This window comes from Novilysobacter viscosus (assembly GCF_046600715.1).
Lineage (GTDB): Bacteria > Pseudomonadota > Gammaproteobacteria > Xanthomonadales > Xanthomonadaceae > Lysobacter_C > Lysobacter_C viscosus.
Genome location: NZ_JBJMAV010000001.1, coordinates 752,344 through 777,232, shown reverse-complemented (window position 1 = coordinate 777,232; position 24,889 = coordinate 752,344). Strand labels below are relative to the sequence as shown.

Genomic DNA, 24,889 nt, shown 5'->3' with positions numbered 1-24,889 from the left:
CGCCGGTCGCCGCCTTCAACGCTCGCGCTTGTCGGTCTTGGGCTTGGTCGACGCCGGGCTCTGCCCGACGCTGCCCGACAGGTTCTGCTGCAGTTCCTTCCACGCCGCCATGTTGCGTTCGGTCAGCTGGTTCATCATCGCCCAGGGTGTCTGTCCGAGCATCCCGCCGACCTGCTTGCGGAACTGCTGCTGCTGGTCGAGGAAGGCCTGCATGGAGCGTTCCAGGTAGCTGCCCATGAAGCCCTGCAGCGAGTCGCCATAGAAGCGGATGATCTGGCTCAGCAACTGGGTCGAGAGTATCGGTTCACCGTCCTGCTCGTGCTCGGCGATGATCTGCAGCAGCACCTGGCGGGTTAGATCATCACCCGAGCGCGCGTCGCGCACCTCGAAATCCTCGCCATCGACGATGAGTTGCCTCACGTCCTCGATGGTGATGTAGCTGGAGATTTCCGTGTCGTAGAGACGCCGGTTCGGGTACTTCTTGATGACGCGCATCGAGGCCATGGAGGAGCGGGGACCCTGGATCGTGATGCTCCGCAGCACGGCCCAGGGGGCGGGACCTTGCAACTTGCGCCGAGTCCTCTCGCGGCATGCGGGAGCGACATTCGCCGAGGCCGGATGACGGGTGGCCCGTTCATCCTGGGTCGCGGTTGGCGCCGCGACCCCAGGTGTGCCGACTACCAGTGTCGACTACCAGCCCATGTACTGCCCGCCATTGGCCGACAGATTGGCGCCGGTGATCCAGCCGGCCTCATCGGGAATGAAGAAGCTGACCGCGTAGGCGATCTCGTCGGGCTCGCCGAGGCGGCCGGTCGGGATCTGCGCGACGATCTTCTCGCGGATTTCCTCGGGTACCGCCATCACCATGTCGGTGCCGATGTAGCCGGGGGATACGGTGTTGACGGTGATGCCGAACTTCGCGTTTTCCTGCGCCAGGGAAATGGTGAAGCCGTGCATGCCGGCCTTGGCCGCGGCGTAGTTGGCCTGGCCGTATTGACCCTTCTGGCCGTTGATGGAGCTGATCTGGATGATCCGGCCCCACTTGCGCGCGCGCATGCCTTCGATGACCGGGCGGGTGACGTTGAAGCAGGAGTTGAGGTTGGTGCAGATCACCTCATTCCACTGCTCGGGCGACATCTTGTGGAACGTGGTATCCCGCGTGATACCGGCGTTGTTGACCAGGATCTCGACCGGCCCGAGCTGGCGCTCGACCTCGGTGACCAGCGACTTGGCGCCCTCGGCGGTAGCGACGTCGCCCTGCGCGATCGCCACCTCGATGCCCTCGGCCTTCATCTTCTCCTGCCAGGCATGTCCGCGGGCCTCGTCGCGGTAGTTGGTGGCCACCTTGTGCCCCGCCCGCGCCAGGCGGCGGACGATGGACGTGCCGATGCCACCGGTGCCGCCGGTGACCAGTGCAACTCGTGACTGCATGCGTTCTCTCCCTGGCCGCACGGTGCGGCCCTGCCGCGCCTACTCTAGTGCTCGTTTGTTAAAGCGCTGTTGTGCATCGCGGCGATGTCGGCACCGTCGCCGGTATCGACGCCGATTCGGGAGCGGGGATGCGGTCCGGGTCGAAGTGGCGCAGGGCAGTCTGCAGCAGGGTGGTGGTGTCCGTGCAGCTGGCAATAGCCTCGCCGGGCTGCCCGAGCGTCGCCCACGCCGCACGCAACGCGGGGAGCGGATCGGCGGGGTCGACCGGTACCGCATCGCCCGACTTCGACAGCTTGCGTCCGTCCGGCGTGCACACCAGCGGCAGGTGCGCGTAATTCGGCGTCGGCAGGGCCAGGGCACGTTGCAGGAGGATCTGGCGGGGGGTGGAATCGAGCAGGTCGGCGCCGCGGACCACGTCGGTGACGGCCTGGTCGGCGTCGTCGACCACCACCGCCAGCTGGTAGGCCCACAGGCCGTCGGCCCTGCGCAGCACGAAGTCGCCCACTTCCCGGTCGACCCGCTGGACCTGCCTGCCTCGCAGCGCGTCGACGAAACCCACCTCGCAACGGTCAGGTACCCGTAACCGGACGGCCGGCACCGGCCGCGTACCGCTCCCGACGCAGGAACGGTGGATGCCGCCGGTGTCCGCAAGGTCGCTGCGACTGCAGTGGCACCGGAACGCCGCACCGCTCGCGAGCAGGCGATCGAGCGCATCCTGGTAGAGCGCTCCCCGCCGACCCTGCCGGACCACTTCACCATCGGGCTGCAGGCCGAACGACCGCAGGGCGGCCAGTTGCAGGTCGCTCGCGCCGGGGACCTCTCGCGGCGGGTCGAGATCCTCGATGCGGACGAGCCACTCGCCACCGGCACGGCGCGCCAGCAGCCAGCTGCCCAGCGCAGCCATCAGCGAGCCCAGGTGAAGCTCGCCGGTGGGGGAGGGTGCGAAGCGGCCGCGGTAGCGGTTGGGGGGAGCTGGACGCATCAGGCCCCCGCCACCCGGCACCACCGGATGGCCCGATGCCGGGGGGGTGCGGTCACTTGAAATTCCGCCGCGCCTGCCACACTTCCCAACTCGACCGCGCATGGTGCGCGTGCAGGATCCATCACGATGTTCAAGCGAATTGCCCTCTTCCTGGCCACCAACCTGGCCGTGCTCGCCCTGGTCAGCATCGTCATGTCGGTGCTGGGACTGAATCCTGCCACCAACGCCGGTCTGCTGGTGATGGCGGCGGTGTTTGGTTTTGGCGGTTCGTTCCTGTCGCTGGCCATTTCCAAGTGGATGGCCAAGCGCTCCACCGGTGCGCACGTCATCGACCAGCCGCGCAACGAGTCCGAGCAGTGGCTGGTCTCCACCGTGCGGCGCCAGGCCGAGGCTGCCGGGATCAAGATGCCCGAAGTGGCGGTCTACGACGCACCGGAAATCAATGCCTTCGCCACCGGGCCAAGCCGCAACAACTCCCTGGTCGCAGTGTCCACGGGCCTGCTCAGGGCGATGGAGCGTGATGAAGCCGAAGCCGTGCTGGCGCACGAGGTCAGCCACGTCGCCAACGGTGACATGGTCACCATGGCGCTGATCCAGGGCGTACTCAATACCTTTGTGATCGTGCTGGCCCGCGTGGTTGGACGGGTGATCGACGGCTACATCAGCGGTGGGCGTGACGGTGCGCCGGGCCTGGGCTACTACGCGATCGTGTTCGTGCTGGATATGGTCTTCGGCCTGTTCGCCAGCATGATCGCGATGTGGTTCTCGCGGCATCGCGAATTCCGTGCCGATGCGGGCGGCGCCAGCTTGGCTGGGCGGCAGAAAATGATCGCCGCGCTCGAGCGCCTGTCGCAGACCTACGGCCAGAGCACGCTGCCCAAGCAGGTGGCGGCGTTCGGCATCAGTGGTGGCGTAGGCCACGGCCTGAAGAAGCTGCTGATGACCCATCCGCCGCTGGTGGAGCGCATCCAGGCGCTTCGCGATGCACCGCTGGAGGCAGCGCGGGGCCGCGTGATGGGCTGAAGCCGGCCCTGCCGGACGTGGAAAAAGGCCCGCCAATTGGCGGGCCTTTTTTCGTTTCGGGGAAGCGTGCAGCCTGATGCGGGTTGCTCCGCGGGTTGAGGAGCGTCCGTGGCATTGGCCTTCCCCGCGCTACTGGAAGTCGTAATCCATTTCCGGCCCTGCGGCGGCCAGGAAGTGTCCCTGTGCGTAATCGACGCCGGCGCCGAACAGCACGGTCATGCTGCCGGCGTCCTGCACGTACTCGGCGATCGTCTGCTTGCCGGCCTCGCTGGCCTTCGCTGCGATCTCGCGGATCCCCGCCTGGTGCTCGGCATTGGCCGCCAGGTCGTCCATGAACGACCGGTCCAGCTTCAGGAACGCCGCATCGAAGTGGCTCAACAGCTGGAACGAATTCAGGCCGCTGCCAAACTGCTCAAGCCCGAGGCGCACGCCCATCTTGGCCACGGCCTGCTGGAACGTCTGCGCCGCCTTGAGGTGGGTGAACACCTTGGATTCGGGCAGTTGCAGCACCAGCAGGCTGCCCTCGGCGCCATGCTGCGCCAGCTGCTCGATGATGTGGTGGACCAGGCTGTCGTCCTGCAGCGAGACTTCGGAGATCTTGACGATCAGCGTCGTGCGCTTGCCGGCGCGCAGGCGTTCGCCGATGACGGCGATGGCACGGCCCACCACCCAGCGGTCGATTTCCCACAGCAGGCCATGCTCCTCGGCGATCTGCAGGAACGTCAGCGGCTGCACCAGTTCCCCGGGGTCGCCCTGCATGCGCACGTAGCCGTTGTAGAGCTCCTGGCCGTCGCCGTGCAGGCTGATCAGGGGCTGGTAGTGCAGGACGAAGCGGTCGCCGTCGAGGGCGGCGCGGATGCGCGCAACCCAGGCCTGGACGCGCTCTTCCTCGGCACGGTCCACGGCGCCGGGGTCGAAGATCTCCGCGCGGTTGCCGCCAACGCCGATCGTGGACTGGAGGCCCTGCGAGGCCTTGCCCAGCACCGACGACACGCTGGCGATCTTCTGGCCGATCTGCACGCCGCCGATACTGACGGTGGCGGTGAGCGAGCGGCTGCCGGCCTCCAGCACGCTGTCGGCAAATGCCTTTCGGACGGCCTCGGCGAGTTCGACGGTGCCCCGATGGTCGCTGCCGCGGCGCAGGACCGCGAACTGGTGCTCGGCAAAGCGTGCAACCGTCTCGTCCTCGCCCAGCACGGTGCGCAGGCGCTCGGCGAACGCCGCGACCAACTCGTCGGCGGCATCCAGCCCGATGTCCTGCAGCAAGCGTGCGTAATGGTCGGGCTCGATCAGCAGGAACGCGTAGTGGGTGGCGTTCTGCGCCGCGTCGGCCACCGCGTCCTCCAGGGTCCGCAGGAAGGTGGCGCGGTTGAGCATGCCGGTGGCCTGGTCGCGCTGGCGCAGTTCCTCCACCTCGCGTGCCAACTCGGGATCGAACTCCTGCTTGCGCAGCACCACCTGCTGGCAGGCTTCGCCTTCGTAACTGGCGTTGGTGAACTCCATTACCGCCGGGAAACTGTTCCCGTCCATGGTGCGGGCCTCGATCTCGTGGCGCGGCGCGACGGGTTCGCCCTTGGACATCTGCTTGAGCAGCTGCTTGAAGCCGTCCACGTGCGACGGCGCGATCATGTCCAGCAGCGACATGCCTTCGATCTCATCGAACGAGTCGAACCCGAACATCTCCAGGTACGCCGAGTTGGCGCGGATGTGCATGCCCTCGTGGACGTAGGCGATGGGGTCGCGCGAGGATTCGATCAGCGCATCGCAGCGGCGCTCGGTTTCGCGCACCTGGCTTTCCAGCCGGCGCAGCGCACGGCGGGCTTCCAGGTCCGCCCATTCGGCGCGGATGGTGTCATGCAGGTGGGCCATGTGGCCGCGCAGCAGCACCCCGCGGGCGCCGATTTCGCGCGCCTCCAGCAGCCGGGCGTCGTCGATGGTGTCGTGCAGGATCAGGACCGGCAGGTCCTTGCCGCTGGCGTCCACGTGCTGCATCAGCTTGTCCAGCGGCACGGTGGTGGCGTCGGGCGATGCCAGGACCAGGTCCGGTGGCTGGGTGCCCATCTGGGCCGCGAGCGCGTCCTCGGATTCCGGGCGGGTGGGCCGCACCGCGATGCCGTTGTTGCGCAGGCCGCTGACGATCCCCTCCGCCGCCTCGACGCTGTCGTCGATGATCAGCAGGCGCAACACCTTGTCTTTGCCGAATTGCATGTGCACCTCCTGGAGCCTGCCGCTGGAGCCCGGTTGATACCGACCCGGGCCCGGGTTATGACACGAAGGGCGGGCGGTCGTCCATGCGCCCCGTCGACCTCTTAACGGCCGGTGGGGCCGGAAGCTACAGCGGGCGCTTGCCGGGGTCGCCGGCCACTTCGCGCACCAGCCGCGGTACCAGGTAGCCTGATAGACGTGCCGACAATGCAGCGTGCAGGCCGCGTGCCCGCTGGTCGTCCACCTCGAAGTGGGCGGCGCCCTGCACCCGGTCCAGCTGGTGGAGGTAGTAGGGCAGCACACCGGCGGCGTGTCCGCGCTCGCTCAGCGCCGCCAGGGCGTCGACGTCGTCATTGACCCCCCGTAGCAGCACGGCCTGGTTGAGCAGGGTCGCGCCGGCGCCGCGCAGTGAAGCCAGCGCGGTGTCCACCGAAGGGTCGAACTCGTTGGCATGGTTGGCGTGGATCACCACGGTGACCGGCCACGGGAGCGACGCGACCCACTCCACCAGTCCGCGGTCGACCCGTTCGGGCAGCACGACCGGCAGCCGCGTGTGCACCCGCAGGCGCCGCAGGTGCGGCATCTGCGCAAGCGCGTCGGTCAGCTCGGCCAGCTTGCCGGTGGCAAGCGACCATGGGTCGCCGCCCGACAGGATGACCTCGTCGATGCTGGCGTCGGACCGGATCACGTCGATCGCGCTGCCCCAGCTGCCCGCGGCCGCGGTCTCCTCCGGATAGGGGAAGTGCCGGCGAAAGCAGTAGCGGCAGTGGATCGCGCAACTGCCGGTGCTGACCAGCAACGCCCTGCCACGATATTTTCGGATCACCCCATCGGCGGCCTTGGCCGCGCCATCGCCCACTGCATCCAGGCTGAAGCCGGGCATCGGGCGCATCTCCTCGTCCAGCGGCAACACCTGCCGCAGCAAAGGGTCGGCCGGGTCGCCATGGCGCATGCGTGCCACGAAACCCCGGGGGACCCGCAACGGGAACTGGGCGGCCGCGGCGTCGGACGCGGGGGCGGCCGGGCCGTCCAGTCCGAGCGTGGCCAGCAGCTCGCGCGGCTCGCGGATGCATTCGCGCCATGCCTGTTGCCAGCGCTGGGGGGAGTGCGACGGCTGCAGGGGGTGGGGGGCTGCGGGTATCATGCCGATCCGGTTTCGCTGCGCGCACCTGGCGCTGCGCAGCCCGACATTCTAGCCGCTGCAACCCGACGCTCGCCGGCGGCCCACCGCTTCAACTATCCGCAGGAGCTGTACCGATGGCCAGCTATGGCATGAACGACGTAAAGAACGGCATGAAGATCATCGTCAACGGCGAGCCCTGCGTGATCACCGACACCGAATACGTCAAGCCGGGCAAGGGCCAGGCCTTCACCCGGATCAAGTATCGCTTCATCAAGTCCGGCCGCGTCGTCGAGCTGACGATGAAGGCCACCGACTCGCTGGAAGTGGCCGACGTGGTCGATACCGACATGCGATTCCTGTACGCCGACGGCGAGTACTGGCACTTCATGGACCCGGAGAGCTTCGAGCAGGTTCAGGCCGACAAGGCCGGGGTGGGCGACGCGTCCAAGTTCCTCAAGGGCGAGGAGGACTGCGTGGTCACCCTGTGGAACGGGACCCCGATCGCGGTGCAGCCGCCGAACTTCGTCGAGCTCAAGATCACCGAGACCGATCCGGGCGTGCGTGGCGACACGTCAGGCGGCGGCGGCAAGCCGGCCACCCTGGAAACCGGCGCGGTCGTGCGCGTGCCGCTGTTCGTCAACCAGGACGAAATGGTCAAGGTCGATACCCGTTCGGGCGAGTACGTCGGCCGGGTCAAGTAACGCTCTTGGTGGTTGACCCGGTGTGCCGGGCCTTGCAGGTCCGTCGGCAGGGTTGGCCCGAGCGGGATCCACCCGCTGCGGGCCAACATGCCCCCCGCGGCCGCCACGGCCGTCACCGTCGAGAGGATGAGTGACGCCAACGGGTAGCGGGAAAGGGGATTCGCGGGGTTCGACCTGATCCGCTCCGTCCGCCGTGCCGACCCACCGACGCCCGTCCCCCGCCCGAGGGGAGGGGGTTGGCGTTTTCTTGCACCAGCAACCATCCGAAGAGGTAGGCATGACCCAGGACCACACCCTCCAGCCCTGCGACCTGTTGATCGAAGCCGGCTGGGTGGTGCCCGTCGAGCCGCATGCGGTGGTGCTGGAGGACCATGCGGTGGCGGTGACCGGCGGGGTGATCCAGGCGGTGTTGCCCACTGCCGAGGCGCGCAAGCGCTGGTCACCGCGCGAGACGGTCAGCCGTCCCGGGTCGGCCCTGATCCCGGGACTCGTCAACGCGCATACCCACAACCCGATGACGTTGCTGCGCGGTGTCGCCGACGACCTGCCCCTCATGGAATGGCTGCAGGGCCATATCTGGCCGGTCGAGGCGGCGGTGATCGGCCCCGGGTTCGTCGCCGATGGCGTCACCCTGGCCATTGCCGAGATGCTCCGTGGCGGCACCACGTGCGCCAACGAGAACTACTTCTTCCCCGATGTCCAGGCCGCCACCTACAAGCGCCACGGTTTCCGGGCGATGGTGGGCCTGCCGGTGATCGACTTCCCCACCGCGTGGGCCGGCACCGATGACGAATACTTCGACCGCGCCGCCGAGGTCCACGACCAGTGGCGGGACGATGCGCTGGTGTCCACTGCGTTCGCACCCCATGCGCCCTACACCGTGTCGGACGCCAGCTTCGAACGCATCCGGATGCTGGCCGACCAGCTGGACCTGCCGGTGCACCTGCACACCCACGAAACCGCGCAGGAGATCGAGGATTCCCTGCGCGACCACGGCCAGCGCCCGCTGGCGCGGCTGGACCGCCTGGGCCTGGTCAATGACCGCCTGATCGCGGTGCACATGACCCAGCTGACCGACGCGGAGATCCACCTGTGCGCCGAGCGCGGCGTCAGCGTCGTGCACTGCCCGGAGTCCAACCTCAAGCTGGCATCGGGTTTCTGCCCCGCCTGCGCGATCGAGCGCGCGGGGATCAACCTGGCCATCGGCACCGACGGCTGTGCCAGCAACAACGACCTGGACATGATCGGCGAGACCCGTACCGCTGCCCAGCTGGCCAAGGCGGTGGCCCGCGACGCCACCGCGCTGGACAGCGCCACGGCCCTGCGCGCCGCCACCCTTGGCGGTGCCCGGGCGATGGGGCTGGGTGCCAGGATCGGATCGATCGAAGCGGGCAAGCAGGCCGACCTCGCATGCATCGACCTGTCGACCCTGGAGACCCAGCCGCTCCACCACGTGGTGTCGCAACTGGTCTATGCCAGCGGCCGCCACCTGGTGACCGACGTCTGGATTTCGGGCCGGCCCAGGCTGCGCGACCGCGTGCTGGTGGACATGGACATCGACGCGATCATCGCCAACGCGCGGCAATGGCGCAGCCGCATCGCGGGCATCCGCACCTCCTGACCACGCAGTCGGGCCGGGTCCCGGGCGGGCGTTACCCTGTTTTCGGCCGCCAGTCGTTCCCCGCCCGGCGCGCTGACCCGCCGTTCGATCCAGCGCCGCCGCCCCCACGGTGGCAGGCGCGACAACCAGCACGACACCCGGTACGACACCCGGCATGACAACCAGAGGCTCCCATGACCACCTCGTCGCAGCAGGTTCCAACCTCGGACAATTTCAGCCAGGCCGAGCTGGACAAATTCGGAGCGCTGGCCAACCGCTGGTGGGATCCGCACGGGCCGCAGAAGGCGTTGCATGCGCTCAACGCGCCGCGCCTGGACTACGTCGCCGAGCGCGTCGCACTGTCCGGGGCGCGCGTGCTGGATGTCGGTTGCGGGGGAGGCCTGCTGAGCGAGGCGATGGCCCGCCGTGGTGCGGATGTCACCGCGATCGACCTGGCACCGGAGCTGGTCAAGGTCGCCCGCCTGCACGGGTTGGAAAGCGGCGTACGGGTCGACTACCGGTTGCAGTCGGTCGAGGCCCTGGCGGCGGAGCAGGCCGGTACGTTCGATGCGATCACCTGCATGGAAATGCTCGAGCACGTCCCCGATCCGGCGGCCATCGTCTCGGCCTGCGCCACGCTGCTCAAGCCAGGGGGGCGGCTGGTCGTGTCCACGCTCAACCGCACGCCGGCTGCATTCGCGCTGGCGATCGTGGGTGCCGAGTACATCGCGCGCCTGCTGCCAAAGGGCACCCACCAGTACCGGGACTTCATCAAGCCCTCGGAGCTGGCCGCCTGGATGCGCGCGGCGGGCCTGCAACTCGAGGACGTGAGCGGGCTGATGTACGAGCCATGGCGCAACGCCGCGCGGCGCGTTTCGCGCACGGACGTGAACTACCTGGCGTGCGCGCTGAAGGGGTAGAGCCCTGCGCCGCGCCTTACCCCGCTCCCTGTCCCCGATTTCCGAACCTCCAAGCCATGCCCTTTCCCCTCGTAGCCCTGTTCGACCTCGACGGCACGCTGCTCGACAGCGCCCCGGACATGCTGGCGGCAGTCAACGCGATGCGCGCCGGGCGCGATACCGGGCCGATGACGCTGGCCCAGCTCCGGCCGCAGGTGTCCAAGGGTGCGCGCGCGATGCTGGCAGCCGGCTTCCCCGACTGGGACGCCGACGAGCGCGAGCGGCACGTACCGGCCTTCCTTGAGGCGTACGAGCGTGAACTGGGTCGGCACGGCGGGCCGTTCGCCGGGGTCGAGGCCATGCTCGCCCGCCTTGAAGGCGCCGGCTGTCGCTGGGGCATCGTGACCAACAAGCCCGAGTACCTGGCCAGGCAACTGATGCCGGGCCTGGGCTGGGAATCCCGCAGCGCGGTGCTGATCGGTGGCGACACGCTGTCGGTACGCAAGCCAGACCCGCTGCCGCTGCAGGTCGCCGCCGAGCGGATGGGCGTCGACCCGGGCCAGTGCGCGTATGTCGGCGATGACGAGCGTGACATCGTCGCCGCGCGCGCTGCCGGCATGGCTTCGGTGGTGGCGCTTTGGGGCTACCGCCTGGCCGACGACGACCCGATCGCCTGGCGGGGTGACGCCATGGTCGATCGCCCGCTCGACCTGTGTGAGGCCGACGCCTGGCCGGTCGCCCGATGAGCGAGGGCCTGGACACGCCGGCGTCCGGCGGCGCCCAGCAGGCGCTGGAGGCTTTCACCGGCAAGTGGCGTCAGCGGTGGCCGGAATGGACGCTGGCGGAAGTCTTCCTGAGTGCGCCGCAGCGTCCACTGGCGCTGGCATGGGCCGCGCTGCAGCAGGAGCTGTGCGATGCGGCCTGGGGTGGCAGCGACGCCCGGCCCGGGGAGGCCAAGCTCGCCTGGTGGGCGGAGGAACTGGCAGGGTGGGGACGGGGCATGCGCCGCCATCCGCTCGGTGCGGTACTCCAGGCGCGTGCGACCGCCTGGCCCACGCTTGCCGCATCCCTGCCCACCCTGGCGGCCAGCCGGGGCCGGCCTGGCGATCCCGCGGAAGCCGCGAACGCGCTCAAGTCCTTTGCGCACGCAATCACGCTGGTGGATGCGGAGTTGTTCGGAAGCGAAGGCCCAGCGGGGCCCGGCACCGAAGACATACGGGTTGCGCTTGCCTGCCTGCAGCAGGCTCGCTTCCAACAAGGCGATGACGGCCACGTGCCGTCGTCCCTGGGGCGGGCATGGGACGCAGACGCGCGCGCTCGCTGGGCCGCCCTGTTGCTGGCTGACTGGCCCCCCATGCACGGTCCCAGGCCGCGCCGGCTCTGGGCCACGCTGGCGCACCTGCGGCTGGAACGGGGCGACGGGGTCTCCCCGGCGCCCGCGTGGCGGGTGGTCTGGCACGCCTGGCGCGCCGCCCGGAACTGAGCGTTTCGCGCCACCGGGCGGGCGACGGCAGCCGGCCCGGTAGAATGCCCGGCGTCGTCAAACACTCGCCATTCCCGAAGCGTGCCCCCCATGAATCCGCCCCCCGCCCCCCGCCGCCTGCCCGACGTCGCCGATGAGGCCGCGGCCGCTGCACGCCCGCTGGACTGGGTCGGCATGGCCAACATCGCCTTGCCACTGCGCGTGGGCGGGCAGGGGGGCGAACCGATCCAGGTGGCGGCTTCGGTGGACGTGTCGGTGGACCTGGTGCGTGCCCAGGCGCGCGGCATCCACATGTCTCGCCTCTACCTTCGGCTGCAGGACGCCTTCGCATCCGAAGCGGTGACGCCGGCCGGGCTGCGCCGCGTGCTGCAATCGCTGGTGGACTCCCAACAGGGCCTGTCCTCGGCGGCACGGCTGGTGCTGCGGTACGACCAGCTGCTGCTGCGCCCGGCGCTGGCCAGCGGCAACGCCGGCTGGAAGCGTTATCCGGTCGAGATCGATGCCGCGCTGGTCGACGGCCACCTGCAGCTCTCGCTGCGGTTTTCGGTGGAGTACTCCAGCACCTGCCCGGCGTCGGCGGCGTTGTCGCGGCAGATCAACGCCGAGCGCTTCGTCGAGGACTTCCAGGGCGCACGACCGCTGTCGCCTGCGGTGGTGGGTGACTGGCTGGCATCGGAGCGGGGCCTGGCGGCGACGCCGCACGCCCAGCGCAGCCGTGCCGACATCAGCGTGGTGCTGCGTCCGCAGTTCGAGGAGCTTCCGCTGGCCGGGCTGATCGATGCGATGGAACAGGCACTCGCCACGCCCGTGCAGACGGCGGTGAAGCGCGAGGACGAGCAGGCGTTCGCCCGTTTGAATGCCGACAACCTGATGTTCTGCGAGGACGCCGCGCGCCGCGTCGCCGCCGTGCTGGCACGCGATCCCCACGTTGATCGGTTCGAGGCGGACGTGGCCCATTTCGAAAGCCTGCACGCCCATGACGCGGTGGCGCGGGTGACGGGACGCGGCCCCCGCGACTGACCCGCGGGGGCCGACATCGGCCCGCCGGAGCGACGAGCGGTTGCGCGGGGCGGACAGGCGTCGCAGGCGGGCCCCCTGGCCCACCGCCACGGACCCTGCGCTCAGCTATCCTCGGCGGCAGGTACCGCGCGGGATGGGTGATGGGGATCGCCTTACGTCACTGGCTCCAGGGAGTCGCGGTGCTGATCGCGATTGCCACCGGCGTGCCTGCGCAGGCGCATCAGCAGGACGGGCTCCGTGCCACGCCCTCCGCCGCATCCTCCGAGGCCATTTCGTTCCGGCTGTCGCGACTGGACGACGACCCGGTCCCGGCACGCGTGCTGGAAGGCGAGTTCGACGACCGGTTCCGCCCGGCCGTCCCCGCGACCGTGCTCCGCGAGCAAGCGCCCGAACCCCGCTGGTGGCGCCTGACCGTCGACAACGCAGTGGCTGCGGCCGGTGATCCCCACCTGGTGCTGTCGTCGCCTTACCTCACGGTGGTGGAAACCTGGCGACCCGGTGAGCCGCTGCCGGTGCGGCGTGCGCTGATGGGGCGCGGCATGGACGACCTGCACGCCCCCCGGGCGCTGGTGGTGCCGCTGCCGGCAGGGATCGCACCCGGTCAGTCGCTGTACCTGCGGGTGGATGGGCGCGGCGCCAGCGTGCCGATGCGCATCGCCATCGAGCCGCTGCGCGCGGTGCATCGCGCCGACCTGCTGCACGTGGCGTGGCGCGCCGGTGTCCTGGTGTCGCTGCTGGTGCTGGCGGTGCTCGCCCTGGGGTTCTGGATCGGCGTGCGCGAGCCGACCTATGCCTACCTCATGGCGATGTTGCTGGCGCAGGCGGGCTACCTGGTGTCGATGGGCGGGGAGCTGAGGGCCTGGCCCGCGGTTGCCGAGGTGCTGGGTACGGACCCGAGGACAGTGCGGCTGTTCGCGCTGCTGGCGGTGATCGCCGCCAACTTCTTCGTCGGCAGCTACCTGGAGCTGCGCAGCCGCCAGCCGCGCATGCAGCGTGTGCTGGACATCTGCAGCATCGCGGCGGCGGTGCTGTTGACGTTCACCTTCGCCACCGGCGCCCGCTGGATAGCGGTTGCCGGCAACGCGCTGGTGCTGGCGGTGGCGGGTACGGTGATCCTGGCAACGGTGAACGCGATTCGCCAAGGGTTCGCCACTGCCCGCCTGCTGCTGCTGTCATGGTTGCCGCTGGTGGTGCTGGTCGCGCTGCGGGTGGGCGAATTGCTGGGCGGTTGGGTGAATCCGCCGTGGATGGTGCATGCACTGCCGGCGGCGATGGCCTTCTCCGGACTGGTGGTCACCATCGGGCTGGCCGGGCAGCTGCAGCAGTTGCGGCGGGACCGGGACCGCGCCAGCCGGATGGCGTCGTATGACGCGCTCACAGGCGCGTCCTCCCGCCCGGCGATCGAGGAACAGCTCAGGAACGCCGTCCGCGACGCGCACCGCCTGGACCGGCCGCTGTCGGTGGTGTTCTTCGACATCGACCGCTTCAAGCACATCAACGACGAGCACGGACACCGCGCGGGCGACCAGTGCCTGCGGATCATCGCCGCGCGCACGCGCAACCGGCTGCGGACCTACGACCAGATGGGCCGCTACGGCGGCGATGAGCTGGTGGTCGTGCTGCCCGACACCGAACTGCACGAAGCGTTCGGCGTGGCCGAGAACCTGCGGTCGGCAGTCAACTGCCGGCCACTGTCGATGGACGGGGTAATGCTGCAGGCATCGCTCAGCATCGGTGTCGCGCAACTGCAGCCCGGCGAGACCGCCGAACAGTTGCTGGAACGTGCCGACGCCGCGCTCTATGCGAGCAAGGCCGGGGGGCGCGACCGGGTGATGGGCAGCACCCGCGTTACCGACCGGCACCACGCGCTGGCACCCACCGAATTCCCCCGCTGAGGGTCGCGCGCGCAGGCTAAGGCGTGCTGGATCGCTCCAGTACCAGCAATGGGTCGATCCGCACGTCCAGCCAGTTCATGCCCCAGTGCAGGTGCGGACCCGTCGCGCGCCCGGTGGCGCCCACCGCGCCGATGACCTGGCCCTGCTCGACGGTATCGCCCACCTGCACGTCCAGCCGCGACAGGTGCAGGAAGTTGGAGCTGACCCCGTGGCCGTGGTCGAGCAACACGGTGCCGCCGGTCAGGTAGAGGTCTCCGTTGGCGAACGTCACCACGCCCGCCGCCGGGGCCTTGACCGGCGTACCGCTGGCGGCGGCGATATCCATTCCCGAGTGCGCCGATCCCGGCGTTCCGTTGTACACGCGCTGGTTGCCGAAGCGGCCGCTTACACGCCCTTCGACCGGCCACTGGAACGCCTGCGCGAATCCGGTGCGGGCGTCGTAGCGGGTGCGCGCTGCGCTGACCTCGGCCTGTTCGCGCCGGATCCGCTCGGCGATGTTCGGTGGCGGGTCGACGGTGCGGGGTGGCACGCCGTTGACGCGCTCGACCGGCCAGTCGCGGGGATCCACCGCCACCTGGTAGGCGAGGGTGCGTCCGTCGGCCCGGGTGATCGACACCGCCAGCGGACCTTGGGCATCACGCCCCACGCCGAACACGAACGTCCCGTACGGGGTGACGTGCAGGCGTCGGCCGTCGTACTCCACCGCCGCATCAGCTGGTGCGCGACCCACCACCAGGCCGCCCTGCTGTACCCGGGCGGGTACCGAGGTGACGTTCTGGGCGCGGGCGATGGGGCGTGCGTCGGGCGGCAGGGCGGGCGGGCGACCCGGGGCGGCGGTCTGCGCGGTGGCCGCGCACGCGGCCAGGGCCAGCGGCAGGACGGCGCCGGTGCCCAACCGGGAGATCGAACCACGGCTCATCGGGCGAAGGCCAGGCGCTGGCCGTTGGGTGCACCGACAAGCTGTTGCCCGTTCCACGCCAGCACGCCGTTGACCCAGGTAGAGGCGATGCGGGAATGGAATGTACGGCCTTCGAACGGCGACCAGCCGCACTTGGACAGCACGTCTTCGCGCCGCACGGTAAACGGGGTGTCGTCCACCAGCACCAGGTCGGCCGCATAGCCTTCGCGAAGGAACCCGCGGCCCGCGACGTCGAAAAGCTGCGCGGGGGCATGGGCGAACTTCTGCACCACCTGTGCGGTGCTCAGGCGTCCTTCGTGCACCAGCTCCAGCGCCGCGTTGAGCGCGTACTGGACCAGCGGCAGGCCGCTCGGGGCGGACGTGTACGGACGCTGCTTCTCTTCGAGCAGGTGCGGCGCGTGGTCGGTGGCGAGCACGTCGATGGTGTCGTCGGCCACCGCGCGGATCAGCGCCTCGCGATCGGCAGCATCCTTGATCGCCGGGTTGCACTTGATCAGGTGGCCGAGCGCGGCGTAGTCGCTGCGGTCGAAGCGCAGGAAGTGGATGCAAGTCTCGGCGGTGATTTGCTTGCGGCTGCCGTCGGCGCGGATCATCGGGCCGGTCTCGAACAGCGCCAGTTCATCGGCGGTGGAGATGTGCAGCACGTGCAGCCGGGTGCCGTGGCGCCGGGCCAGCGACAGCGCCAGCTCTGTGGACTTCCTGCATGCCTGGCGCGAGCGGATGTCGGGGTGGCACTCGGGCGGTATGTCGTCGCCGTACTTCGCCTTGTAGCGGGCGGTTTCGGCCTCGATCATCGGCGTGTCCTCGCAGTGCGTGATGATCGGCACCGGGGTATCGCGGAATATCGCGTCGAGCGTCTCGGGGTTGTCCACCAGCATGTTGCCGGTGGAGGCGCCCATGAACACCTTGAGGCCCGGCGAAGCCTTGGGATCGATGGCACGTACCGCCTCGAGGTTGTCGTTGCTGGCACCCATGTAGAAGCCATGGTTGCCCCAGGCGCGCCCCGCCGCGCGGCGGTACTTGTCCTCCAGCGCTGCGGCGTCGAGCGTTGGCGGGCTGGTGTTGGGCATGTCCATGAAGCTGGTCAGCCCACCGGCCACCGCCGCGCCCGATTCCACCGCCATGTCGGCCTTGTGCTCCATGCCAGGCTCGCGGAAATGCACCTGGTCGTCGATCATGCCCGGCAGCAGGCGCCGCCCCGCTGCATCGACCACCGCTTCACCGTGGCGGGCGGTCAGGCCGGGGCCAATTTCTGCGATGCGACCGTCCTCGATCCGCAGGTCGCCGTCGAACTCGCGGCCTTCGTTCACCAGTCGGGCATTGATGATCAGGGTATGGGGCATGTGGGGCCTCGTGGTCGGGCGCGTGTTGCGCGTGGGCGGATCTGAGGTTTGCGTGGGTCGGGGGGGCTGCGTGTTCGGTTTCAGGGCGGAGGAACGGGGTCATGGCCGCCGGGGTTGAGCGGGTGGCAGCGGGCGATCCGCCGGATCGCGAGCCAACTGCCGCGCAGCGTGCCGAAACGGGCGATCGCCTGCATCGCGTATTCCGAACAACTGGGGTGGAAGCGGCATCGCGGTCCGAGCAGCGGGCTGATCCAGCGCTTGTAGATTCGCAACGCGGCGATGAACAGACGGTCGATCACGGTGCCTTCCATGCCAGGCGGGGAGTATGCCCGGCGGCGAGTGCGATGGCGCCGTGCCATGCTGGGATGCACAGGTGGCCCCCGGCCCCGTCGCCACGCGCCCAAGTGGCCGCGGAAGCACCGCTGACGTGCACGGTAGCGCGGTTGCCGCAGGTGCCGGGGCAGGGTATAACAGCGCGCTTTCCCGTCACAAGGGAACTAAAGGATCAGCCGATCGTGGCAGTGAAGAAACTACTCAAGAACGCCGTCAAGGCCGTCAAGAAGGCCATCAAGCCGGCAGCGAAGAAGGCGCCGGCCAAGAAGGCGTCGACCCGGTCCGTGGCCAAGAAAGCGCCTGCCCCCAAGGCGGCGGCGAAGAAGGCATCGGCAAAGAAGCCCGTGGCCCAGAAGGCCGCTACCCGCAAGGCCGTGGCGAAGAAGCCGGCCGCAGCCAAGAAGGCGGCGGTAGCCAAGTCGGCGACGAAGAAGGCGCCAGCCAGGAAGGCGGCACCGGCGAAGAAGGCGGTACCGGCCAAGAAGGCGGCACCGGCGAAGAAGTCCGCGCCTGCCAAGTCGGTCGCCAAGAAGCCAGCCAAGGCCGTCGCTCCGAAGAACAGTCCGGCCGCTGGAAAGTCGGGCGTCGGCAAGCCTGCAGCTGGCAACCAGGGTGCCCGCAAGGCCAGCCCCGGTGCAGCCAGGAAGCCTGCCGAGCGCCCGGCCACCAAGACCGCTCCGGTCGATTCCAAGTCCACCCGCGCAGGCTCCAAGCTGCCGGCCAAGAAATCCGCAGCAGCGTCCCCCGCCAAGTCACCGGTGGCCGGGACGGCTGCTGCCAAACCGCCCGTGGCCAAGCGCCCGGTCGGCAAGGTAGCTGTCGCCGTTGCCGCAAAACCGCAGGCACCTGCGCCGAAAGGCAAGGTGAAAGTCGTGCCGTACAAGACCGACGACGCCACTGGGCGTCCCATCCTCCCGGCCGGTTACAAGCCCGGTGCCGACGAGGAATACATGAGTGCGTTGCAGCTCGAATACTTCCGCCAGCGGCTGCTCAAGTGGCGGGCCGACCTGGTCGAAGAGTCCAAGCAGACCATCGAGAACCTCAAGGATGAAGTGCGTGACGTCGGCGACGAGGCCGAGCGCGCGACTCGCGAGACCGAGAATTCGCTGGAGCTGCGCACCCGCGATCGCTATCGCAAGTTGATCAGCAAGATCGACAGCACGCTCAAGCGGGTCGACAACGGTGACTACGGTTTCTGCGCCGACACCGGCGAGGAAATCGGCCTGGACCGCCTGGAGGCGCGCCTGACCGCCGAGCGCACCATCGATGCCCAGGAGCGCTGGGAGCACCTGCAGAAGCAGATGGGCGATTGAGCAGCCCCTGCTGACAGGTGTGCCGGAAACCCCCGCCCCAGGCGGGGTTTCTTGTTTGCAGGGCGCTTCTTGCCCTCCGGCGCGATGCGCGCGCCGCTACGACAGAAGCTGGTGGCCGTCACAGGTGTCGCGCGCGCCCGATCAGTGCAGCTCCCGCAGGTCCAGCCGGCGCAGGCGCGGCGCGAGTCTTGCGGTCGCGCCCACCACCACCAGCGTCATGAAGCCGCCGAACACCACCGCCGGCACCAGTCCCAGCAGGCGCGCCATGCTTCCGGCGTAGAACGCCCCCAGTTCGTTGGACGAGCCGATGAAAAGGCCGTTGATCGACGACACCCGGCCGCGCATCTCGTCGGGGGTGGCCAGCTGCAGGATCGTGGAGCGCAGCACGACCGACACCCCGTCGCACAGGCCCGATCCAAGCAGGAACGCCGCCGACAACCAGAAGTGCGTCGAGAGCCCGAAGCCGATGATGCACAGCCCGAACCCGGCCACCGCCAGCAGCAGCAGCCTGCCGGCGTCGCGGGTCGGCGGGCGGCGGGCCAGCCACAGGCCGACCGTGACCGCGCCTAGGGCCGGCATGGCGCGCAGGGTGCCCAGTCCTTCCGGGCCATGATCGAGGATCTCGGTGATGAAGGCCGGCAGCAGCGAGACCGCGCCGCCCAGCAGCACCGCGAACATGTCCAGCGCAAGCGCACCCAGCAGGATCTGGTGCCCGAACACGAACCGCAGGCCTTCATGGATGCTGGCGAACACCGGCGCCCGTTGCAGCAGCATCGGCGGCTCGGTCACGCGCAGCACGCCGACCGCCAGGGCGCCGGCAAGGGCCAGCACCATCGCGGTGGCGTACGCGACGTCCTTGCCCGCCCAGCCGATCAGCACGCCGCCGATCGCCGGTCCCAGCACCAGGCCCAGCTGGAACGCCACGCTGCCCACGCCGGCGCCGCGCGCGAACTGGTCGCGCGGCAGGACCCGTGCGAACAGCGCGTTGTAGACCGGGCCCAGGAAGGCGCGGACCACGCCGGTCAGCGCGATCGCCATGTAGATGGGCCATGTGCGCGGTGCGGCGGCGGTCCCGGTCGGGATCCAGCCCAGCGCCACCGCCACCAGGATCGACGCCGTCAGCGCCAGCCCGAGGCACGCCACCAGGCCCAGCTTGCGCCGCGGCAGGTGGTCGACCAGGTACCCGGCGAACGGAGCGGTGCAGAAGTAGGGCAGCACCTCCGCCAGGCCGATCAGCCCCAGCGAAAACGGGTCGCGGGTGAGTTCGTAGACGTGCCAGCCGACCGTGACCGCGACGATCTGGTACGAAAGGATCGTCAGGATCCTGTAGCTCAGCAGCCCCAGGAACGCGCGGTTGCGAAGAGGCCCGGTTGGCGAGTGCGACACGGGCGTCGGGCCCGGACGCAACGCGGCGGGCGGACCCGCGGGCCCTACCGGGGGATCCGGCGGGGCCGGCGGCGGGGTCACGCCTCGGCCTTCGCCCGCTCGCGGATGAAGCCCAGCAGCGCGGCCAGCCCATTGCTGCGGGTGGGCGAGAGGTGCTTGGCCAGCCCGATCTCGGCGATGTAGTCCGCGTCTGTCTCGGCAATCTCCCGCGCGCTGCGGCCCGAGTACACGCGAAGCGCCAGGTAGACCAGGCCGGAGACGATCGCCGAGTCGCTGATGGCGTGGAAGTCCAGCCGCTGCGAGTCGCCGGTGGCCACGATCCACACCATCGACTGGCACCCGTGCAGGCGGTGCTGCTCGGTCTTCCATTCGGGGGGAAGGTCGGGCAGCTTGCGCCCCAGGTCGATCAGGTACTGGTAGCGCTCGGCCCAGTCACCGAAGAACGCGAACTCCTCGCGGATCGCGGCCTGGGCTTCGGCCGGGGTCGACTCGATGGGAAACGGGCTGGTGGGGGCTGCGGCGGTGTTCATTGCGATGCGATTTTACGGCCTGGATGAAAGGGCGGACGGCTCCCGACGTCTGGGCAGGCACGTGCGGTCGAACGTGCGATCAATGGCTCAGGCCCCGTTTCCAGCGCACGCCCTGCGGCGTGTCCTCCAGCAGGATGCCTTCGGCCGCCAGCCGGTCGCGGATCGCATCGGCCCGCGCGAAGTCCCGCGCCTGCTTGGCGCCGATGCGCTCGTCGATGAGGGCCTGTATCCGGGCATCGTCCTGGTTTCCGGCGCCGCGTGCGAACCATGCCGCCGGGTCCTGCTGCAACAGCCCCAGTGCAATGCCGGCGCCGAGCAGTTCCGATTTCAGGCGACTGCGCTCGTCAGGCGAGGTTGCCTTGCGTGCCTCGCCCGCGATGCGCGCGATCTCGGCAAGCGCCTGCGGGGTGTTGAGGTCATCGTCGAGGGCGGCATCGAGGGCGGCCGGGATCGCTGGCACAGCCGGGGCGTCACCCAGGTCGCGAAGGGTCCCGTACAACCGGTCCAGCGTGCGCACGCTCTGCTCGATAAGCCCGTCCGACCAGTCGAGCGGCTGGCGGTAGTGCGCCGACAACAACGCATGCCTGAGCGCTTCGGGGGGGTGCGCGCGCACCAGGTCATGGACCTTCTCGATATTGCCCAGCGACTTGCTCATCTTGGCGCCGCCGAAATTGAGCATGCCGTTGTGCAACCAGAACCGTGCGAAAGGCCGGCCGCCGTGCGCGCATTCGCTCTGCGCGATCTCGTTCTCGTGGTGCGGGAACTGCAGGTCAACGCCGCCGGCGTGGATGTCGATGGTCTCGCCCAGGTGCGCCGCCGCCATGGCGGAGCATTCGATATGCCAACCGGGGCGTCCGCGGCCCCAGGGCGAGTCCCAGCCGGGAAGGTCCCCGGTGGAGGGCTTCCACAGCACGAAATCGCCCGGGTCGCGCTTGTAGGGGGCCACGTCGACGCGGGCACCGGCCAGCATGTCGTCCGGATCCCGGCGCGAGAGCGCGCCGTAGCGGTCGAAGCTGGCCACCGAGAACAGCGCGTGCCCCTCGGCCACGTAGGCGTGGCCGGACTCCACCAGGCGCTCGATCATCGAGATGATGGGCCCGATGTGGGCGGTTGCCTCCGGCTCAAGGTCCGGGGGCGGGACGCCGAGGGCGGCCATGTCCTCCCGGTAGGCCCGGGCGTAGCGGCCGGTGATGTCGCCGATCGGCACACCGGCCTCGCTCGCCGCTGCGTTGATCTTGTCGTCCACGTCGGTGATGTTGCGCGCGTAGGCCAGGGTCCCGAACCGCCTGCGCAGCAGGTCGGCCAGCACGCCGAACACCACCGGGCCCCGCGCATTGCCAATGTGCACGTAGTTGTAGACGGTCGGCCCGCAGACATACATCGTGGTGCGCGCCGGGTCGGCCGGCTGGAACGCCTCTACCCGGCGGGTCAGGCTGTTGAACAGGTGCAGGCTCATCGGGAACGGGGGCGTGGTTACGGCCGGCCATTCTAGCCTCTGACCGGCTCCCGGCCCGCCCCGTGACAGGCGCGATTCAGTCCGCAAGCACCTGTTGCACCTACAATTCCGGGACTTGCCCGAGCCCCGAGCCCGATGCGCCTCCTGTTCCTGACGACCACACTGCTGACGCTTGTCGCTGCCGCCGCGCCGTCGATGGCCCAGCAGAACTCAGTCATCCAGGCCGAGAACGTGCGCTTCGACTACGCGCACGTGCTGCGCGTCACGCCCGTCTACCAGACGCTGACGGCCACGCGCATGGAAGAGCAGTGCGACCAGTCGCCGCTGGCGGACGTGGAGGACGAGTCGCGCCTGTCGCGGGTGGTCGATGCCGTCCGCGACGCGCTGGGCCGGGAGCAACCGATCCCCGAGCACGATCCCGAGTGCCGCTCGGTACCGGTGGAGCGCGAGTTCCGGCGCCCCATCGCCTACGACGTGGATTACGTCTACAAGGGCGCCAAGTTCCGCTCGCGGCTTGCCGATGACCCGGGCAACCGGCTCCGGATCCGCGTTTCGGTGTCGCCTGCGGTGGCCGGCGCGCGCATCCGATGAACCGCGTCACGGCCACGCACCTGCGTGGCCGCGCTTGCGTGCCCCCGGGGGCCGTGCGAGCATTCGTCCCCTCATGACCCAGTCCCGCGCCGACGCCGACATCATCACCTCCGCCTGGATGGCGGCGGGCATGACCTCGCGCGCGCGCCGAGCGTTGCCCTCCAACCTGGCTGGGTAACGGCGCGTCGCGCGCCTGCGTCGTATGACGAACCCGGCCTCCGCGCCGGGTTTTTTCGTTCCAGGGAAGCCCGGCCATCGCCCTCCACGATGGACCTCCCCATGACCGCCACCCCCCCGACCGCCACGCCGCGCCATTTCCTCAACACCCAGGACTGGTCGCGTCCCGACCTCGACGCCCTGCTGGCCCGTGCCGCCGAGTTCAAGCGCATCAAGGCAGGTGGGCAACTCAGGGGCAAGTCGATCGCGCTGGTGTTCTTCAACCCGTCCATGCGGACCCGCACCAGCTTCGAACTGGGCGCCTTCCAGCTGGGCGGGCATGCGGTGGTGCTGCAGCCCGGCAAGGACGCGTGGCCGATCGAGTTCGAGCTGGGCACGGTCATGGACGGCGACACCGAAGAGCACATCGCCGAGGTCGCCCGCGTGCTGGGCCGTTACGTGGACCTGATCGGCGTACGCGCGTTCCCGAAGTTCGTGGACTGGTCGATCGACCGGCAGGACCGGGTGCTGCAGGCGTTCGCCCGGTACTCGCCGGTGCCGGTGATCAACATGGAGACGATCACCCATCCGTGCCAGGAACTGGCCCACGCGCTGGCGCTGCAGGAGCACTTCGGCACCACCGACCTGCGCGGCAGGAAGTACGTGCTGACCTGGACATACCACCCCAAGCCCCTCAACACCGCGGTGGCCAACTCCGCGCTGACCATCGCCACCCGCCTGGGCATGGACGTGACCCTGCTGTGCCCAACCCCGGAGTACATCCTTGACGAGCGCTACATGGGCTGGGCGGAGGCCAACGTGGCTGAAAGCGGGGGTTCGCTCACCGTCAGCCATGACATCGAAAGCGCCTACGCCGGGGCCGACGCGGTCTACGCCAAGAGCTGGGGCGCGTTGCCGTACTTCGGCAACTGGGGACCGGAGAAGCCGATCCGCGACCGCTACACGCACTTCATCGTCGACGAGGCCAAGATGGCGCTCACCAACGACGCCATCTTCAGCCATTGCCTGCCGCTGCGCCGCAACGTCAAGGCCACCGACGCGGTGATGGATTCGTCCAGCTGCATTGCCATCGACGAAGCCGAAAACCGGCTGCACGTGCAGAAGGCGGTGATGGCGCGGCTCGCCGGGTTCGCGGGACCGCGGAGCGGGGAGTAGCAAATAGAAATCCGGGCTGCTTTCTGCGACCACCTCCAACGAATCACCAGGTACCCACCCCATGTCCATCAGCGCGAAGTTACCCACTCCCCAGGCCCCACCCCCGGTTCCCGGTTCCAAGGACATCGTCCTCGCCTTCTCCGGAGGCCTCGACACCAGTTTTTGCGTGCCCTACCTGCAGGAGCGCGGCTGGAACGTCCACACCGTATTCGCCGATACCGGCGGCGTGGATGCCGATGAGCGCGCCTTCATCGAGGGCCGCGCGATCGAACTGGGCGTGGCCTCGCATGTCACCGTCGACGGCGGGCCGGCGATCTGGGACGGCTTCGTCAAGCCCTTTGTCTGGGCAGGGGAGGGCTACCAGGGCCAGTACCCGCTGCTGGTCTCGGACCGCTACCTGATCGTCGAAGCGGCCCTCGCGCGCTGCGCCGAACTGCGCACGCGTGCGATCGCCCACGGGTGTACCGGCATGGGCAACGACCAGGTGCGGTTCGACCTGGCGGTCAAGGCGTTGGGTGACTACGACATCGTGGCGCCGATCCGCGAGATACAGAAGGAGCACACCGAGGTCCGCGCCTACGAGCAGGCGTACCTCGAGGAGCGGGGCTTCGGCGTGCGCGCAAAGCAGCAGGCGTACACCATCAACGAGAACCTGTTGGGGTTGACCATGTCCGGCGGCGAGATCGACCGCTGGCAGGCGCCCGGCGAAGGCGCGGCCGGCTGGTGCAAGCCCCGCGCCGAATGGCCGACCGCCCCCCTGCGCGTCCGCGTCGGTTTCCAGAAGGGCGAGGCGGTCTCGCTCGATGGCCAGCCCATGGCCGGCCACGACCTGCTCGGCCGGCTCAACGGGCTGTTCGCGCAGTACGGCGTCGGCCGCGGCCTGTACACCGGCGACACCACGATCGGCCTGAAGGGCCGGATCATCTACGAAGCCCCGGGGCTGGCCGCGCTGCTCACCGCGCACCGCGCCCTGGAAGAAGCCGTGCTGAGCAAGTTGCAGAACCGATTCAAGCCCGACGTGGCGCGAAAGTGGGTGGAACTGGTGTACGAGGGGTTCTTCCACGATCCACTCAAGACCGACCTGGAGGCGTTCCTGGCCTCCAGCCAGTCGACCGTCAATGGCGAGGTAGTGCTGGAAACCCATGGCGGCAGCGTCGGCGCGGTGGCGATCGATTCCCCGCACATCCTCAATGCCAAGGGCGCGACGTACGCGCAGGCGGCGGACTGGGGCGTGGAGGAAGCCGAGGGCTTCATCAAGCTGTTCGGGATGAGCAGCACGCTGTGGGCCGAGGTCAACCGCGGTTGACCGGCTTGTTGCAGGCGC

23 protein-coding genes are annotated in these 24,889 nt (G+C 69.3%); 12 read left to right on the top strand and 11 right to left on the bottom strand.

What is annotated here, in order from left to right:
• Window positions 1–15: 15 nt before the first annotated feature.
• From phaR to gluQRS, 3 genes are all read right to left on the bottom strand, one after another.
• Window positions 16–504: a polyhydroxyalkanoate synthesis repressor PhaR gene (gene phaR / locus ACJQWL_RS03575; RefSeq protein ID WP_330969542.1), complete on the bottom strand. Its 489-nt coding sequence runs from the start codon at window positions 502–504 to the stop codon at window positions 16–18.
• Between the two features lie 186 nt (window positions 505–690).
• Window positions 691–1,431, bottom strand: coding sequence for an acetoacetyl-CoA reductase (gene phbB / locus ACJQWL_RS03570; RefSeq protein ID WP_330969543.1), 741 nt, complete (start codon window positions 1,429–1,431; stop codon window positions 691–693).
• 58 nt (window positions 1,432–1,489) lie between these two features.
• Entirely contained in the window at window positions 1,490–2,413 is a 924-nt protein-coding gene (gluQRS, locus tag ACJQWL_RS03565) for a tRNA glutamyl-Q(34) synthetase GluQRS (RefSeq protein WP_330969544.1), read from the bottom strand.
• A 126-nt stretch (window positions 2,414–2,539) separates the two neighbouring features.
• On the opposite strand from gluQRS, the gene htpX reads away from it, so the two are divergent.
• A complete protein-coding gene (gene htpX / locus ACJQWL_RS03560; RefSeq protein WP_330969545.1) occupies window positions 2,540–3,436 on the top strand; it encodes a protease HtpX in 897 nt (298 codons plus the stop codon).
• Between the two features lie 129 nt (window positions 3,437–3,565).
• Here the strand turns inward: htpX and ACJQWL_RS03555 are convergent, their stop codons facing one another.
• Window positions 3,566–5,644: a GGDEF/EAL domain-containing response regulator gene (locus ACJQWL_RS03555; RefSeq protein ID WP_330969546.1), complete on the bottom strand. Its 2,079-nt coding sequence runs from the start codon at window positions 5,642–5,644 to the stop codon at window positions 3,566–3,568.
• A gap of 124 nt (window positions 5,645–5,768) precedes the next feature.
• Window positions 5,769–6,785 (bottom strand): EF-P beta-lysylation protein EpmB, encoded by a 1,017-nt coding sequence (gene epmB, locus ACJQWL_RS03550; RefSeq protein WP_330969547.1) that lies wholly within the window; start codon window positions 6,783–6,785, stop codon window positions 5,769–5,771.
• 113 nt (window positions 6,786–6,898) lie between these two features.
• On the opposite strand from epmB, the gene efp reads away from it, so the two are divergent.
• The 7 genes from efp to ACJQWL_RS03515 all read left to right on the top strand — a co-directional run bounded on the left by efp (window position 6,899) and on the right by ACJQWL_RS03515 (window position 14,362).
• Entirely contained in the window at window positions 6,899–7,465 is a 567-nt protein-coding gene (efp, locus tag ACJQWL_RS03545) for an elongation factor P (protein ID WP_330969548.1), read from the top strand.
• A gap of 277 nt (window positions 7,466–7,742) precedes the next feature.
• Entirely contained in the window at window positions 7,743–9,086 is a 1,344-nt protein-coding gene (locus tag ACJQWL_RS03540) for a TRZ/ATZ family hydrolase (protein ID WP_330969549.1), read from the top strand.
• A 173-nt stretch (window positions 9,087–9,259) separates the two neighbouring features.
• On the top strand, window positions 9,260–9,985 hold the full coding sequence (gene ubiG, locus ACJQWL_RS03535; RefSeq protein ID WP_330969550.1) for a bifunctional 2-polyprenyl-6-hydroxyphenol methylase/3-demethylubiquinol 3-O-methyltransferase UbiG: 726 nt from the start codon (window positions 9,260–9,262) through the stop codon (window positions 9,983–9,985).
• Window positions 9,986–10,041: 56 nt separating this feature from the next.
• Window positions 10,042–10,710: a phosphoglycolate phosphatase gene (gene gph / locus ACJQWL_RS03530; protein ID WP_330969551.1), complete on the top strand. Its 669-nt coding sequence runs from the start codon at window positions 10,042–10,044 to the stop codon at window positions 10,708–10,710.
• Window positions 10,707–11,447: an isoprenoid biosynthesis enzyme family protein gene (locus ACJQWL_RS03525; RefSeq protein WP_330969552.1), complete on the top strand. Its 741-nt coding sequence runs from the start codon at window positions 10,707–10,709 to the stop codon at window positions 11,445–11,447. The genes gph and ACJQWL_RS03525 overlap by 4 nt, the downstream gene beginning before the upstream one ends.
• A gap of 90 nt (window positions 11,448–11,537) precedes the next feature.
• Window positions 11,538–12,467: a GTP cyclohydrolase FolE2 gene (gene folE2, locus ACJQWL_RS03520; protein ID WP_330969553.1), complete on the top strand. Its 930-nt coding sequence runs from the start codon at window positions 11,538–11,540 to the stop codon at window positions 12,465–12,467.
• A gap of 140 nt (window positions 12,468–12,607) precedes the next feature.
• Window positions 12,608–14,362 (top strand): diguanylate cyclase, encoded by a 1,755-nt coding sequence (locus tag ACJQWL_RS03515; protein WP_411300707.1) that lies wholly within the window; start codon window positions 12,608–12,610, stop codon window positions 14,360–14,362.
• A gap of 16 nt (window positions 14,363–14,378) precedes the next feature.
• On the opposite strand, the gene ACJQWL_RS03510 is transcribed toward ACJQWL_RS03515, so the two are convergent.
• The 3 genes from ACJQWL_RS03510 to yidD all read right to left on the bottom strand — a co-directional run bounded on the left by ACJQWL_RS03510 (window position 14,379) and on the right by yidD (window position 16,935).
• On the bottom strand, window positions 14,379–15,281 hold the full coding sequence (locus ACJQWL_RS03510) for a M23 family metallopeptidase (RefSeq protein ID WP_411300706.1): 903 nt from the start codon (window positions 15,279–15,281) through the stop codon (window positions 14,379–14,381).
• Window positions 15,278–16,624: a dihydroorotase gene (locus ACJQWL_RS03505; RefSeq protein WP_330969059.1), complete on the bottom strand. Its 1,347-nt coding sequence runs from the start codon at window positions 16,622–16,624 to the stop codon at window positions 15,278–15,280. Before ACJQWL_RS03505 ends, ACJQWL_RS03510 begins: the two co-directional genes overlap by 4 nt.
• An 80-nt stretch (window positions 16,625–16,704) precedes the next feature.
• The gene (gene yidD / locus ACJQWL_RS03500; protein WP_330969060.1) at window positions 16,705–16,935 is read right to left on the bottom strand and encodes a membrane protein insertion efficiency factor YidD; all 231 of its coding nucleotides are present in this window, start codon (window positions 16,933–16,935) and stop codon (window positions 16,705–16,707) included.
• A gap of 204 nt (window positions 16,936–17,139) precedes the next feature.
• On the opposite strand from yidD, the gene dksA reads away from it, so the two are divergent.
• Window positions 17,140–18,270: an RNA polymerase-binding protein DksA gene (gene dksA / locus ACJQWL_RS03495; RefSeq protein ID WP_330969095.1), complete on the top strand. Its 1,131-nt coding sequence runs from the start codon at window positions 17,140–17,142 to the stop codon at window positions 18,268–18,270.
• Between the two features lie 141 nt (window positions 18,271–18,411).
• Here dksA and ACJQWL_RS03490 read toward each other — a convergent pair whose 3' ends face one another.
• The 3 genes from ACJQWL_RS03490 to cysS form a co-directional block, all read right to left on the bottom strand.
• The gene (locus ACJQWL_RS03490) at window positions 18,412–19,677 is read right to left on the bottom strand and encodes an MFS transporter (RefSeq protein WP_411300705.1); all 1,266 of its coding nucleotides are present in this window, start codon (window positions 19,675–19,677) and stop codon (window positions 18,412–18,414) included.
• A 56-nt stretch (window positions 19,678–19,733) separates the two neighbouring features.
• The gene (locus tag ACJQWL_RS03485; RefSeq protein WP_330969062.1) at window positions 19,734–20,186 is read right to left on the bottom strand and encodes a SufE family protein; all 453 of its coding nucleotides are present in this window, start codon (window positions 20,184–20,186) and stop codon (window positions 19,734–19,736) included.
• 79 nt (window positions 20,187–20,265) lie between these two features.
• Window positions 20,266–21,642, bottom strand: a complete 1,377-nt coding sequence (gene cysS / locus ACJQWL_RS03480; protein WP_330969063.1) for a cysteine--tRNA ligase — start codon at window positions 21,640–21,642, stop codon at window positions 20,266–20,268.
• Window positions 21,643–21,777: 135 nt separating this feature from the next.
• On the opposite strand from cysS, the gene ACJQWL_RS03475 reads away from it, so the two are divergent.
• The 3 genes from ACJQWL_RS03475 (at window position 21,778) to ACJQWL_RS03465 (ending at window position 24,871) form a co-directional block, all read left to right on the top strand.
• A complete protein-coding gene (locus ACJQWL_RS03475; RefSeq protein WP_411300704.1) occupies window positions 21,778–22,233 on the top strand; it encodes a hypothetical protein in 456 nt (151 codons plus the stop codon).
• 279 nt (window positions 22,234–22,512) lie between these two features.
• The gene (locus tag ACJQWL_RS03470; protein WP_330969064.1) at window positions 22,513–23,565 is read left to right on the top strand and encodes an N-acetylornithine carbamoyltransferase; all 1,053 of its coding nucleotides are present in this window, start codon (window positions 22,513–22,515) and stop codon (window positions 23,563–23,565) included.
• 61 nt (window positions 23,566–23,626) lie between these two features.
• Window positions 23,627–24,871: an argininosuccinate synthase gene (locus tag ACJQWL_RS03465; RefSeq protein WP_330969065.1), complete on the top strand. Its 1,245-nt coding sequence runs from the start codon at window positions 23,627–23,629 to the stop codon at window positions 24,869–24,871.
• The last annotated feature ends 18 nt before the right edge of the window (window positions 24,872–24,889 follow it).